Raw genomic sequence first — 13074 nt, forward strand, 5'->3', positions numbered from 1 at the left:
TTTTTTTGTGCCTCAATCACCCTCACTGGCCGTCAGTCGCAAGGTGGGCTTTATTTCCAGGCCCTGGAGCGGTCCAGGTCCGAGTCTTTTTGCTCAACCCAGTGTTCGGTGTCTCCGGTGATTTCTTTTTTCCAGAACGGGGCTGACGTTTTCAGGGCATCCATGATGAATTCGCAGGCTGCAAATGCGTCCCCCCGGTGAGCACTGCAAACGCCGACAAACACGATCTGATCCGACAGCGCCAGCCGCCCGACCCGATGAATCACCCTCGCCTTGCGGACATCCCAGCGCTGGGAGGCGGAATCAATCAATCCCTGAATCACCTGTTCCGTCATGCCGGGATAATGCTCCAGGAATAACCCGGTCACCCCGGACAGGTCCCCTGAGTCCCGCACCAGCCCGGAAAAGGTCGCCACCGCACCCGTGCCGGAGCCGGAGGCGCGCAGCGCCTTGTATTCCGAGCCGACATCGAAATCTTCCGTCTGGATAGAAATCATTTCAACCTCCGGTCACCGGTGGAAAGAAGGCCACTTCATCGCCCGGCGTGACTGGCGTTGATGGTTTGGCCATGGCCTGATTGACGGCCGCCATGACCGGCTGGTCGCCCTGCAGTTGAGCCCAGGGGCCGCCACGGGCGGCCAGTTCTGACAACACGCCCTCAACGGTTTGGCCCGGAGTTGCCGGCAACTCAAGGCTCTCGGTATCAAGCTCCTCGCGAAGCCGTGCGAAAAAGCGAACAGTCAGGTTCTGGTCAGTCATGATCAGCTCATCAGTTCAGGGTACGAGTAATACATCACCGGGTCACCGATATTGATGGTGCTGTTTTCCGGCACCACCGCCAGGCCGGAGCTCCAGCAAGCGGCACTCAGCACGCCGGAGCTCTGGTTCGGGGCAGCGGACACGGAAGCGGTGGCCCCGTTGCCTGTCTTGCGGGCGCGGACAAACTCCCGTCGGATGGATGGTGAATGAGTGGTGAAATCTGCGGGCAGGCATTCCCCGATCGGCAGCGCGTCGGGTCGCCCCTGGCGTTTGCGAATGTAGGGCATCACGATGACCATAAAGGAAATCAACACAGAGGCCGGGTTGCCGGGCAGCCCAAGCACCGGCGTGTCGTCAATGCTGCCGAACGCCAATGGTTTGCCAGGCTTGATGGCCATCCGCCACAAAGACAGCCGGCCGGACTCCTCGAGCACTGCGCGCACGTGGTCTTCTTCGCCCACCGACACGCCGCCACTGGTGATAATCAGGTCGGCTTTCCTTGCCGCCTCTTGCAGCGCTTGGCGGGTGCCGTCGCGAGTATCCCGAACGGTCTCGCAGAGGATAGCCTCACATCCCGCCTGTGCCAGCATTCCGAGCAGGGTGTAGCGATTGCTGTTGTAAATCTGGCCGGGGGCAAGCGGCTCGCCGGGTTGTACCAGTTCATCGCCGGTGCTCAGGATGGCCACCCGCAACCGGTCCAGTACCGGCACCTGTGCGATGCCCATCGAGGCCAGTAAGCCCATTTCCTGGGGGCGAATAAGGGTGCCCCGGGGCAATGCCAGGTCCCCCTGGGTCAGGTCCTGTCCGCGACGACGAATGTTCTGCCCGGCGCTGACTTCGGCCATGATGAGGATGTTGTCACCGGTACGTTCCACCCGCTCCTGCATCACCACCGCATTCGCGCCCTCCGGAATCTCTGAACCGGTGAAGATTCGCACAGCGGTACCGGGCGCCAGTGGTTTGGGGGCCGTGCCCGCCGGCACCCGGTCAGAGACCACCAGCGCCCGCCCGGGTGCGACGTCTGAGTGGTACACCGCATAGCCATCCACGGCGCTGTTGTCAGCCGGGGGAACGTCCGCCGGCACATACTGGTTCTCGGCCAGGACCCGCCCCAAACACTCGCTGAGCGGCACCGCCTGGGATTGTGTGACAGCGGTGGCGCGACTCAATATGTAGTTGAGAGCGTCGTCAACAGAGATCAGGTCAGAGCCTGCCATGGTACCTCCCGGTTATTTTTCTGCGCGGTTGCCAATGACTTCCTGAAGCCGGCTGAAAGCACGCTCTGGCTTGCGCATGACCAGTCCGGAATAGTTGCAGGGGCCGTGCCGGCTGTCCAGCTGGTCTTTCAGAATGCCTTCCCAGCCAGTCCTGCAGGCACCGGTTGAACCCGGCAGGCAGAAAATAACGGTGTTGTTGGCCATGCCACCGAATGACCGGGACTGAATCGTGGAAGAACGGATCTCCAGCGCCGATAACCGGCGAAATTCCTCGCCGAAACCCTCAATGACCTTGTCCAGCAGGGGCTTGACCGCTTCCGGTGTGCTATCTCGTTCATGAAAGCCGGTGCCGCCGGTTATGATGACCGCCTGAACGTCCTGGTCCGCAATCCATTGTGAAATAATAGCGCGTATCAGGTAAACGTCGTCCGGAAGTATCCGGCGAGACACCAGTCGGTGGCCGGCCTCAATCACGCTGTCTTCGAGGAACTGCCCGGAGGTGTCCTGCTCGAAACCCCGTGTGTCAGATACGGTCAAAATAGCAATGTTCAGAGGTTTGAGTTCATTCGTAAGCTCAGTGCTCATGGCTTGGCTCCGCTCTACTGCATTCGAGATGCGTTCATCAGTAATACTAGTGTCAGTATCCGTATACGGGCCGCAGATGGGAAGGGAGTAACCCATCAGAGGGAGGTGTGCCGGTGGCGGAAGATCATGAAACTGACTTAATTTTGGGCAGAGGTCTTGACAGACGCCTTCAAGGTGGTCGATTATGCGGCTTGCCCGGCGAACGGTTGTTCCCACTCTCTGGCTTCAGCAAACAAATCCGGCTTCCATCTGCACCGGTTGCTCCATCTAGCCAGCACCATGTTTCAGCTTTTTTGATCAATGCGTTCAGGGGCACCCCTGTCATTCCAACAGTCGTTTACTTCCATTCCTGACAATCCTACAAATTATGAATCTTACTGAACTCAAGCAGAAATCTGTGCCCGAATTGCTCGATATCGCGCAAGAAATGGGCCTGGACAACCTGGCTCGCTCGCGCAAACAGGATGTTATCTTCACCATCCTGAAGAAACACGCCAAGAGCGGCGAAGACATCTACGGCGACGGCGTACTGGAAATTCTGCAGGACGGTTTCGGCTTCCTTCGCTCCGGCGACGCCTCCTACCTGGCCGGCCCGGACGATATCTATGTTTCCCCCAGCCAGATTCGCCGTTTCAACCTGCGTACCGGCGATACCGTCTCCGGTAAAATCCGTCCTCCCAAGGATGGTGAGCGTTACTTCGCCCTGCTGAAAGTTAACGAGATTAACTTCGACAAGCCGGACAACGCCCGCAACAAGATTCTGTTTGAAAACCTGACCCCGTTGTTCCCCCAGGAGCGATTGACCCTGGAAGTGGGCAACGGCAGTACCGAAGACCTTTCCTCTCGGGTACTCGACCTGGTAGCCCCGATCGGTAAAGGCCAGCGTGGCCTGATTGTGTCCCCGCCCAAGGCTGGTAAAACGCTGCTGATGCAGGGCATCGCCCAGTCCATCGCCCGCAACAACCCGGAATGTCACCTGATGGTGCTGCTGATTGACGAGCGCCCGGAAGAAGTGACTGAAATGCAGCGCACCGTGCGCGGCGAGGTTGTAGCCTCCACCTTCGATGAGCCGCCGGCCCGTCACGTGCAGGTAGCGGAAATGGTGATCGAAAAGGCCAAGCGCCTGGTCGAGCACAAGAAAGATGTCATCATCCTGCTGGACTCCATCACTCGCCTGGCCCGCGCCTACAATACGGTGATTCCGTCTTCCGGCAAGGTGCTCACCGGTGGTGTTGACGCCCATGCCCTGGAAAAGCCCAAACGCTTCTTCGGTGCGGCCCGGAATGTGGAAGAGGGCGGCAGCCTGACCATCCTGGCGACCGCGCTGGTGGATACCGGTTCCAAGATGGACGAGGTTATCTACGAGGAGTTCAAGGGCACCGGTAACATGGAAGTGCACCTGGACCGCAAGATTGCCGAGAAGCGTGTCTACCCGGCCATCAACATCCGTCGCTCCGGCACTCGCCGTGAAGACCTGCTGATGAGCGAGGCAGACATCCAGCGCGTGTGGATTCTGCGCAAGCTGCTGCACTCCATGGACGACGACACCGGTGCACTGGAGTTCCTGCTCGACAAACTGCGTGACACCAAGACCAACGACGAGTTCTTCCAGTCCATGAAACGTCGTTGATGTTGATGTCTATGCGCGGCTGACCCAGGGGGGCGCCCCCCCCAAAGTCCAAAGAACAAGGCCGGAAGAGGGTGTCAAAACCATCAGGAAAACCACCGTTTTCCGTTTTGACACCCTCTTCCGGCCTTGTTCAAACTCCGAACAAAAAAACCAAAAGGCGAAATACAGGGCAGTCCGGTTAAGCCCGAACTCCGTAGTACCGTAGACCAGAAACGGAGCACACCATGAAATACAACGACCTAAGAGACTTCATCAGCCAGCTGGAAAAGCTGGGCGAGCTGAAACGCATCAGCGTAGAAGTCGACCCCCACCTGGAAATGACCGAAATCTGCGACCGCACACTGCGGGCCGGTGGGCCGGCGTTGTTGTTTGAAAACCCGAAAGGCTACGACATGCCCGTGTTGGCCAACCTGTTTGGCACTCCCAAACGGGTGGCGCTGGGGATGGGGCAGGAAGACGTGGCGGCATTGCGGGAGGTTGGCAAACTGCTGGCGTTCCTGAAAGAGCCGGATCCCCCCAAGGGCTTCAGGGATGCCATCGAAAAACTGCCGATCTTCAAACAGGTGATGCGCATGAGCCCGAAAGTGCTCCGCTCGGCGCCCTGCCAGGACGTAGTGATCGACAAGGACCAGGTCGACCTGTACCAGATTCCGGTACAGCACTGCTGGCCCGGTGACGCCGGCCCGTTGGTAACCTGGCCGCTGGTAATCACCCGTGGGCCCAATAAAGAGCGCCAGAACCTGGGAATCTATCGGCAGCAGGTGATTGGTCGCAACCGGTTAATCATGCGCTGGCTCAGCCATCGGGGCGGGGCGTTGGACTATCAGGAATTCCGTCGGGCCAACCCGGACAAACCCTATCCGGTGGCGGTGGCCCTGGGCGCGGACCCGGCAACCATTCTCGGCGCTGTTACCCCGGTGCCGGATTCGTTGTCCGAGTACGCCTTCGCCGGGTTGTTACGGGGTGCCCGTACCGAGCTGGTCAAGGCTGGCCTGAGTGATTTGCAGGTACCGGCCAGCGCCGAGATCGTGCTGGAAGGGTTTATCTACCCGGACGACATGGCTCCGGAGGGCCCCTTCGGCGACCATACCGGTTATTACAACGAGGTGGACCATTTCCCGGTTTTCACCGTGGAGCGAATCACGCACCGCCGTGACCCGATTTACCACAGCACCTACACCGGTCGCCCGCCCGATGAGCCGGCGGTGCTCGGGGTGGCGTTGAACGAAGTGTTTATTCCGATCCTGCAGAAGCAGTTTCCGGAGATTGTGGATTTCTACCTGCCTCCGGAAGGCTGCTCCTATCGGCTGGCCATCGTTACCATGAAAAAACAGTACCCGGGCCATGCCAAACGGGTGATGATGGGCGTATGGTCGTTCCTGCGGCAGTTTATGTACACCAAGTTCGTGATTGTCACCGATGACGATGTGAATGCCCGCAGCTGGGAAGATGTGATCTGGGCCATGACCACTCGGATGGACCCGGTTCGGGACACCACGATGGTGGAGAATACACCGATCGACTATCTCGACTTCGCCTCGCCGGTGTCTGGCCTGGGTTCAAAAATGGGCCTTGATGCCACCAACAAATGGCCCGGTGAGACCGATCGGGAGTGGGGCACCGCGATCACCATGACCGATGAGGTCAAGCAGCGGGTGGACGACCTGTGGGACAGCCTCGGCATTGAAATTCCCGCCGCCCGCCCCGATTGACAGGAGCAGCCGGATGCATCGGATTCGGCTTAAGCCATCCGGCCTGAGTTTTCAGGTGGCAGACGATACGGACTTGCTGCTGGCCGCTGCTGAATCCGGGATTCAGGTGCCGGCCGCCTGCAGAAATGGCGTTTGTGAAATCTGTGAGGCCCGGCTGGTGTCCGGTCTGGCCCTGAATACCCGTAATCAGAAACTAATCACGGTTGGTGAGCGTTTAATGATGTGTCGAACTTTGGCGCTGACTGACCTGAAACTGGAGATACCCGCCGTTATGGCATCAGGAAATCATCAACCCCGGCAATACCTGGCAAAAGTGGTGGACGTGCGCTCCATCAGTCACGATGTGTATCGGGTTGAATTGCAGTTGCCGAAGCGCCGCGAGGTGGCTTTTCACGCCGGCCAGTACCTGTCGGTGAATCTTCCAGGTGCCGAGCCCTGCTATTTTTCAATTGCCAGCAGTCCGTCGGCCGCCAATATCGAGTTGCACATCCAGGCCTCGCCAGACTGGGTGTCTGCCCAGAAGGTGATTGATGCCCTGACCTCAGGGCAGGATGTTACCGTGGAGTTGCCTCACGGCAAGGCGTGCCTGGCTGCCGCGCCGGACAAACCGGTGCTGATGGTGGCGGCAGGTACCGGTTTTGCACAGATGAAAAGCCTGTGCGAATTCCTGCAGGAAACCCGTTTCCAGCACCCGGTCAAATTGTACTGGGGGGTGCGCAAGCACGAGGATATGTACCTGCGGTCGCTGGCCCAGCAATGGCATGACGACTGGCCACCGTTCAGCTTCTTCCCGGTGGTCGGTGACGACGAGGACAACGATTGGGGTGGCCATCACGATCAGTTGGTGGGTGCCGTGCTGGCATCCGGGGCAGACTGGCAAAATGTGGAAGTGCATGCCAGTGGCTCGCCAGCCATGGTCTACACCCTGATGGATGCGCTGATGGCTGAAGGGTTACCAAAGCAGGCGTTCTTTTCGGATGTGTTGGAATACGCTCCGCGGGATTGAACGCCGCCATGGTGAACCAAAAAGGCCGGATGGTAACCATCCGGCCTTTTTGGTTCCAGTGTCAGGCCCTTGGCATGGGCAGGTCTGGCAAACTGTTATCGCTTTCCAGACCCTGCATCAGCAGCTTGATACTGGCTTCCTCTTCGCCCATGTGAGCATTCAGCCGGCTTAACTCGGCCAGGGTTTCCCGGCTACGGCGCAGGTGCAGGCTGGTCTGGAAATACTCTTTTGCCTTGCCCCAGAGCTCGTTACGCAGGCTGAGGCGGCCCAGGGCCAGCAACAGCTCCGCATTATTGGGACGGTCTTTCAGCCACTGTTCGGCAATCAGCAGTTGCTCTTCGGGCTGGTTGCCCTTTACCCGCCCATACAGGTTGATGAGCTCATCGCTCCAGTGGTTTCTCAGTACCTTGCGCAACAGGGTTTCGGCCTGGGCTTCGTCACCCAGCCTGGCCAGCAGGCTGGCGTAATCCCGGATGGTGTATTCGTCCCGGCGCACAAAGCCGGGCAGCTCGTCCCATAGCCGGGTCAGTGGTTCCAGAGACGCCTCCGGGTTGTCTTTGCGCAGCTTCTGGGTGTCTTCTGCGGCCCTTTCCAGCAGGTTATGCCATACCTGCCGTTCAAGCTCGTCCAGATCTTTGCCCGGCAATACATCCCGCTTGCGAAGCTCTGGTATCAACCGGGACAGCTCACGCCAGTCTTCCAGGCGCAGGTAGGTGTTCTTCAGGAGCTTCAGCACAAACGGATGATGGGGCGACTCCTTGCGAAGGCGCAGCAGGGTGGCCAGGGCTTGCTCCAGCCGATTGCCTGCCAGTTGCAGCTGGGCCTGGGTCAGCCCTACCGCCATGCTGGAGCCAGGGGTGCTGTCATAGGCTTTGCGCAACAGCTCATCCACCGCTTCGTGGTCACCGGTTTCAAAGGCCGCCTGGGCGGCAGCAAGGTAGTTGATCAGCGGTGTGTCGGCTTTGTCTGCCGAGGTGGCCAGCAGCTTGCGGGCCCGTGGCCAGTTGCCCTCGGCCAGTGCCAGTAGGCCCTGGGTGGTGCGGCGCCGGGCCCGGCGTTCGTTGCCCCGGGATACCCAGCCGGCCACCATCCCGGTGCCGTGGCGCAGGTGCCTGAAGGTATTGATCAGAGAAACCGCCAATACCACCAGCAGAATGATCAGCCCGAGGCCCACCCAGAAATTGGTTTCAATCAGATAATGGCCCAGGCTGATGCGAATATAGCCAAGATCGTAGGTCAGCCCCAGGGATAATGCGGTGCCAACCAGCAGCGCGACCAGCAGGAGCAGCAGAAGCCGGATCATGAGCCATTGCCCCCGCGTTCGGTTTCGGAGGCGTCTCCATTACTGGTCGCCAGCCGACCGGCCAGCCGCTCTTTCAGCAAGCCGAGAGACTGGCTGATATCCGGCAGGGTGGGGTCCACATTGCGGTCTGCCAGTTCCGTCAGCGTATCGGCCAATCCCTGGATGGCCGGATTGGTGGCGTCGTACCAGTCATTGACGGTGGTGATGGCCTTGTTCAGGGCCCGTTCATACAAAGGCTGGTTGCCCCGAAGCACGGCCATCTCCGCCTCTTCCAGCATCAACTGAAGGTTAAGGCGAGCCCAGGCGCTCTGGTCCGGCGACAACAGGGGTTTGACCGGTTCGTCCAGGCGACGGACCACGACCACCTGCTTGAGGGTATCGAGGAAACGATTCCAGCCCCGCACAAACATATTGCGGCCATCGGTCGGGGCATTCGGGTCTTCGGTCATCTGGAAGCCGGGGGCCTGATCGTGAATCAGGGCCTGGTCGGTCAGGTCGTGAATGCTGGCAATGGCCGCTTCCAGTTTCAGGTACAGTCCGGTGCGGTCGACGCCCTGGATGCCCCGCAGTGACAGAATTTCCCGGGCCAGTTGCTGGCGAACCGGGTAAACCCCGATGTCATCGGATTCCCGCAGAACCTCATCCGCGGATTCCAGGGCAGACAGGGCGCCCCGGATATCTTTCTCAATCAACAGGCGCTGGTTGGCGATGCGCAGCAGGTATTCTGCCTCGGCCAGCAGCCAGTCGGTACGGGTACGATTCCCGGCCTCAAGCAGTTCCCGGGCATTATGGTCAATCTGTCGCTGCTGGGTAGCGATCAGCTCGCGCTGGGCTGAAAGGTTATTTTCCAGTGACTGAAGGCGCTGGCTCTGCTCGCTGCCACGGCTGCCATAACGGTCTTCCAGTTGTGCCGTATCCTGGCGCAATTCCTGGATCACCAGCATGGTGGTTTGGTGGGTTTGCCATTGTTGCCAGTTCCAGAACGCCAGAGCCAGGGCAATAATCAGGGCGAGAATGGCAATCAGCCATACCGGCCACAGGCGTACGCGGGCGGAATTGGCGGGGTTTACCGGAGCGGGCAGTTGTTTTGTTGTTTCAGTCACGGGCATCCTTACTTGGTTTACCGTTGTCACCGGCCTCCTGCATCAACCAGGAAGCCACACTGGTCACCAGATCCTGATCAGCCAGGCCATCCGGAACCAGCACATTCCCGAAGCCGGCCTTGTGGGCCTGCTCCGAGACTCGTTCCGCTGGAACCACCAGCAGCGCATTGTGCAGGGTCGCCAGGAACGCGCTGCTGGCCTCTACCAGATTGTTCAGGGTTTCACCGGAAAGCGCAATAATCACCTCCGGCCGGAACCCAGCGAAATTGTCTTCTAAGTCGTTGGCAGCATAGTACGGCCGGAAGCGTCGGTACAGCGGCAGAACCGTTACACGGGCACCTCGTTGCTCCAGGGTCTGTCGGATCAGCTCGCGGCCGTCTTCTCCCCGGGCCAGTAGCACTTTTTCGTGGTTTAGATTCTGCAAGCCGGGCAGGGCCAGCAGGGCTTCACTGGTCCAGCCATTGTCTGGCTTGTTCGGGCTCAGACCGTGGTGGGCGAAAACCGCGGCGGTGCCGGCACCCACGCCATACCACTGGATGCCCATGGGCACCTGGGGCCACCAGTGATCGATCTCATCAAGCAGCACGCTGGCGGCGTAGGGGCTGACGGCAATGATGTGAGCGAAGTGGTCCAGATCCTGAAGGGTCGACCGGCGCTCTGGTGTTGCAGGCAGCGGCTCCCTGGCCATCAGGGGCATCCGGCGAACTTCGGCGCCGGCGGCCTGAAAAGCCTGTGCCAGGCGGCTTGCCTCGGGTTCTGGCCGGCAAATCAGTACGCGCCGGCCCTGCAAGGGCAGGGCCTGGCTATTCCGATCAGCTTGGGGTGTGGCCATAGATCTCAGCCAGTACCTTGTCAGCACCCATAGCCAGCAGCTGCTCCGCCAGTTCACGGCCCAGGCGTTCGCCTTCGGCGCGGGGCGCGCGGCCTTCTACCCGAAAAATCTCGGTGCCGTCGACAGCGCCCACCAGCCCGCGCAGCCACAATGTGTTGTCGTCTTCCAGCAGGGCATAGGCGGCAATGGGAACCTGGCAACCCCCTTCGAGGCGCCGGTTCAGGGCCCTTTCTGCTTTCACCCGGTCAGAAGTATCGTCGTGATTCAGTGGTGCCAGCAATGCCCGCAGCTCGCTGTCATCAAGGCGGCATTCAATACCCAGCGCGCCCTGGCCAACGGCCGGAAGCGAGACAGTATCCGGCATGCAGTAGCGTATCCGGTCGTGGAAGCCCAGGCGCTTGAGGCCGGAGCTGGCCAGAACAATGGCGTCGTATTCGCCGGCATCCAGCTTGGCCAATCGGGTGTTGACGTTGCCTCGCAGCATCTTGATTTCCAGGTCCGGGCGGTTGGCCCTGAGCTGGGTTTCGCGGCGCAGACTTGAGGTGCCAACCACGGCACCCTGGGGCAGTTGGTCCAGATGATCGTACTGATTGCTGATAAACGCATCGGTCGGGTCTTCCCGCTCACAGATAGCCACCAGGCCAAGGCCCTCCGGGAATTCCATGGGCACGTCTTTCATGGAATGCACCGCAAGGTCGGCCCGGCCGTCCAGCATGGCTTCTTCCAGCTCCTTCACAAACAGCCCCTTGCCACCAATCTTGGCCAGGGGCACGTCCAGAATCTTGTCGCCCTGGGTTTTGATCTTCACCAGCTCCACGGTGATGTGATCGTGCAGCCTTTCCAGTTCGGATTTGATGAATTCCGCCTGCCACAACGCCAGGGCGCTGCTGCGGGTTGCAATGCGAAGGGTTCGTGTTGACATGGCACTCACAGTCGTAGGAAAAAATGTGCCCCAAGGTTACCTTGTGGCAGTGAAAAAGTCCCGCCGTAGACGGCCCTGTACCCCGTCAGGGGGAGGGTTGGTGCTCCTGCAACCACTGCCTGACATGGCTGGCATGGCGGCGGCTGACCGGTAGCAGGGTGTCTGAGTCGTTCAGTGCCAGCATACTCTGACCATCGCTGTTGCGCCGCAGGGCCTGGATGAAACGCACGCCGACCAGGGTATGCCGATGAATGCGTAACAGTTTTTCCGGATACGCCTGCTCCAGTTCTTTCAGGGTGTAATCACAGACCGTTTCACCCCGGCTGTGGTGCAGGGTGACGTATTTCTGGTCCGCTTCGCAGTAGCGGATGTCTGTAAGATCAATCAGTTCTGTTCCCCGGTGGGTGCGCACGGCAACCTGTTCGGTGGTCAGGTCGCTGTTGTGGGTCAAGGCCTGGAGCTGAACCCGGTTGACCTTTCCCGCCCGAGCCAGAGCGTCGGCCAATGCCTCCCGTCGCACCGGTTTGAGCAGGTAGGCGATGGCGCGAACCTCGAACGCCTGGATGGCATAGTGGTCGTAGGCTGTACAGAAAATAACCGCCGGCGGGTTGCTGAGCTGGCTCAGCTGGTGCGCCGCTTCCATGCCGTCCATGCCCGGCATGCGAATGTCCATCAGCAGGATATCCGGTTCCAGCTCGGCCACCTTGCGCAGGGCGTCATTGCCATCGCTCGCTTCACCGCACACCCGGTATTCCGGCAGTTCTTCCACCAGGCGCTGAATGCGCTGCCGGGCCAGGGGTTCGTCGTCTGCGATCAGAATGCGCTGCGGTTGTTGGTTCATGGTGCTCCTGCGGTCGCCTGGTCTGTTTTGTCAGCTTGCTGTCCTTGCGGGCAGCCTGAGGGTAACTGTGTAGATGTTGTGTTGATGGCTGTGTTTGAGAACCGCTGGCTCGCCGAACAAAGCCTGGAGCCTGGCCTGGATGTTAACAAGGGCCACCTGGTTGCCCTGGTGCTGGCGGTTGCTGGACTCCGGTTTCGGGTTCTGGACCATCAAGTATACAAAATGGCCTTTGCCGTACACCTCGATCCGCACTGTGCCGCCTTCGGGTCTGGGCTGAATGCCGTGGTAGATGGCGTTCTCTACCAGCGGTTGCAAGGTCAGCGGAGGAATGGCCTGTTGCTCGAGGCCCGGCTGTATGTCCCAGTCCAGCTTTAACCGGTCTCCCAGGCGCAGGGCTTCAATGGCCAGATAGCGTTGGCACAGCTCCAGTTCACGGCTGAGTGGTACCAGTTGATCATCGGTGCGCAGGCTGGCCCGGAACAGCTCGGACAGATCCAGAACCGCCTCTTCTGCCTGTTCCGGATTGCTGGCAATCAGGCTGGCAATGGTGTTCATGCTGTTAAACAGGAAATGGGGCTGGATCCTGGCCTGCAGCGACGTCAGCCGGGCCTGCATTTCGGCCTCTCGCTGTTGTTGCCACTGGTCCTGCAGGTAAAAGTAGCGTAACACCATCAGCACGATCAGCAGTGCCACCAACAGTTTCTTGGCAATGCCCTGCCACAGCGCAACCCCCGGCTGCGGGTGCAATACGTTGTCGGCAAACAGGCTGAAAGCCAGCACATCCAGCAGCACAATGACCACAATGGCGAGGGTGGCGCGGGCGACGCTCATTTGCGCCAGCCATGGCCGCAGCAGGCAGATCAGTGCGGCACTGGTGAGGGTGGTCCACTGTACGAACAGGGACAGCAAGCCGAAGTAGTTCCAGTCTATCCAGCCGCGCTCGGCCTGCACGATAGACAACACCAGGACAAAAAGCTCACTGGTGACCAGCAGCAGGAACACCGCCCGCACCCGGCAAAGATCGGGAACGTAGAAGTCGGTGGAGTCCTTCTTGTTGATGCCTTTGTCGGTTGCCAGGGGAGTCTCCTTAACCGTGGTCAGAATGCTATACTGCGGCAAATTTTCACTTATCCATTGCCGGCGTGATGATGCCGGGCTGTCAGC

General features: G+C 59.9%; 13 protein-coding genes. 3 read left to right on the top strand and 10 right to left on the bottom strand.

Annotation, left to right across the window (positions count from 1 at the left end; all coding sequences use genetic code 11):
- Positions 1-50: 50 nt before the first annotated feature.
- Genes RVM24_RS18765 through moaB form a run of 4 tightly spaced genes read right to left on the bottom strand, consistent with a single transcriptional unit; the run spans position 51 to position 2561 of the window.
- A complete protein-coding gene (locus tag RVM24_RS18765; RefSeq protein ID WP_431474565.1) occupies positions 51-497 on the bottom strand; it encodes a molybdenum cofactor biosynthesis protein MoaE in 447 nt (148 codons plus the stop codon).
- Between the two features lies 1 nt (position 498).
- Positions 499-759: a molybdopterin converting factor subunit 1 gene (gene moaD / locus RVM24_RS18770; RefSeq protein ID WP_061332511.1), complete on the bottom strand. Its 261-nt coding sequence runs from the start codon at positions 757-759 to the stop codon at positions 499-501.
- A 2-nt stretch (positions 760-761) separates the two neighbouring features.
- Positions 762-1976, bottom strand: a complete 1215-nt coding sequence (locus RVM24_RS18775) for a molybdopterin molybdotransferase MoeA (RefSeq protein ID WP_061332512.1) — start codon at positions 1974-1976, stop codon at positions 762-764.
- A gap of 12 nt (positions 1977-1988) precedes the next feature.
- Positions 1989-2561, bottom strand: coding sequence for a molybdenum cofactor biosynthesis protein B (moaB, locus tag RVM24_RS18780; protein WP_061332513.1), 573 nt, complete (start codon positions 2559-2561; stop codon positions 1989-1991).
- Positions 2562-2928: 367 nt separating this feature from the next.
- Between moaB and rho the strand changes: the two genes are divergently transcribed.
- From rho to RVM24_RS18795, 3 genes are all read left to right on the top strand, one after another.
- A complete protein-coding gene (gene rho, locus RVM24_RS18785; protein WP_058091947.1) occupies positions 2929-4191 on the top strand; it encodes a transcription termination factor Rho in 1263 nt (420 codons plus the stop codon).
- Between the two features lie 224 nt (positions 4192-4415).
- A complete protein-coding gene (gene ubiD, locus RVM24_RS18790; RefSeq protein ID WP_374786388.1) occupies positions 4416-5903 on the top strand; it encodes a 4-hydroxy-3-polyprenylbenzoate decarboxylase in 1488 nt (495 codons plus the stop codon).
- A 13-nt stretch (positions 5904-5916) separates the two neighbouring features.
- Positions 5917-6909 carry a 2Fe-2S iron-sulfur cluster-binding protein gene (locus tag RVM24_RS18795; RefSeq protein ID WP_431474566.1) on the top strand — a complete coding sequence of 331 codons (993 nt, stop codon included), beginning with the start codon at positions 5917-5919 and terminating at the stop codon, positions 6907-6909.
- 61 nt (positions 6910-6970) lie between these two features.
- Here RVM24_RS18795 and RVM24_RS18800 read toward each other — a convergent pair whose 3' ends face one another.
- The 6 genes from RVM24_RS18800 to RVM24_RS18825 all read right to left on the bottom strand — a co-directional run bounded on the left by RVM24_RS18800 (position 6971) and on the right by RVM24_RS18825 (position 13029).
- Positions 6971-8212 carry a heme biosynthesis HemY N-terminal domain-containing protein gene (locus tag RVM24_RS18800; protein ID WP_431474567.1) on the bottom strand — a complete coding sequence of 414 codons (1242 nt, stop codon included), beginning with the start codon at positions 8210-8212 and terminating at the stop codon, positions 6971-6973.
- A complete protein-coding gene (locus RVM24_RS18805) occupies positions 8209-9321 on the bottom strand; it encodes a uroporphyrinogen-III C-methyltransferase (protein WP_431474568.1) in 1113 nt (370 codons plus the stop codon). The genes RVM24_RS18800 and RVM24_RS18805 overlap by 4 nt, the downstream gene beginning before the upstream one ends.
- Positions 9308-10147 (bottom strand): uroporphyrinogen-III synthase, encoded by an 840-nt coding sequence (locus RVM24_RS18810; protein ID WP_431474569.1) that lies wholly within the window; start codon positions 10145-10147, stop codon positions 9308-9310. Before RVM24_RS18810 ends, RVM24_RS18805 begins: the two co-directional genes overlap by 14 nt.
- A complete protein-coding gene (gene hemC / locus RVM24_RS18815; RefSeq protein WP_061332518.1) occupies positions 10128-11069 on the bottom strand; it encodes a hydroxymethylbilane synthase in 942 nt (313 codons plus the stop codon). Before hemC ends, RVM24_RS18810 begins: the two co-directional genes overlap by 20 nt.
- An 85-nt stretch (positions 11070-11154) precedes the next feature.
- Positions 11155-11910 (bottom strand): LytR/AlgR family response regulator transcription factor, encoded by a 756-nt coding sequence (locus RVM24_RS18820; protein WP_061332519.1) that lies wholly within the window; start codon positions 11908-11910, stop codon positions 11155-11157.
- Between the two features lie 30 nt (positions 11911-11940).
- Positions 11941-13029: a sensor histidine kinase gene (locus RVM24_RS18825; RefSeq protein WP_413774331.1), complete on the bottom strand. Its 1089-nt coding sequence runs from the start codon at positions 13027-13029 to the stop codon at positions 11941-11943.
- Positions 13030-13074: the final 45 nt, after the last annotated feature.

The organism is Marinobacter sp. KM021 (genome assembly GCF_050707965.1).
In the GTDB taxonomy this organism is placed as follows: Bacteria; Pseudomonadota; Gammaproteobacteria; order Pseudomonadales; family Oleiphilaceae; genus Marinobacter; species Marinobacter shengliensis.

Coding starts and splice junctions, on each gene's coding strand:
- RVM24_RS18775 (WP_061332512.1), bottom strand. CDS start 1,976: ATGGCAGGCTCTGACCTGATCTCTGTTGACGACGCTCTCAACTACATA.
- moaB (WP_061332513.1), bottom strand. CDS start 2,561: ATGAGCACTGAGCTTACGAATGAACTCAAACCTCTGAACATTGCTATT.
- moaD (WP_061332511.1), bottom strand. CDS start 759: ATGACTGACCAGAACCTGACTGTTCGCTTTTTCGCACGGCTTCGCGAG.
- rho (WP_058091947.1), top strand. CDS start 2,929: ATGAATCTTACTGAACTCAAGCAGAAATCTGTGCCCGAATTGCTCGAT.
- ubiD (WP_374786388.1), top strand. CDS start 4,416: ATGAAATACAACGACCTAAGAGACTTCATCAGCCAGCTGGAAAAGCTG.
- hemC (WP_061332518.1), bottom strand. CDS start 11,069: ATGTCAACACGAACCCTTCGCATTGCAACCCGCAGCAGCGCCCTGGCG.
- RVM24_RS18820 (WP_061332519.1), bottom strand. CDS start 11,910: ATGAACCAACAACCGCAGCGCATTCTGATCGCAGACGACGAACCCCTG.
- RVM24_RS18765 (WP_431474565.1), bottom strand. CDS start 497: ATGATTTCTATCCAGACGGAAGATTTCGATGTCGGCTCGGAATACAAG.
- RVM24_RS18810 (WP_431474569.1), bottom strand. CDS start 10,147: ATGGCCACACCCCAAGCTGATCGGAATAGCCAGGCCCTGCCCTTGCAG.
- RVM24_RS18800 (WP_431474567.1), bottom strand. CDS start 8,212: ATGATCCGGCTTCTGCTGCTCCTGCTGGTCGCGCTGCTGGTTGGCACC.
- RVM24_RS18805 (WP_431474568.1), bottom strand. CDS start 9,321: ATGCCCGTGACTGAAACAACAAAACAACTGCCCGCTCCGGTAAACCCC.
- RVM24_RS18795 (WP_431474566.1), top strand. CDS start 5,917: ATGCATCGGATTCGGCTTAAGCCATCCGGCCTGAGTTTTCAGGTGGCA.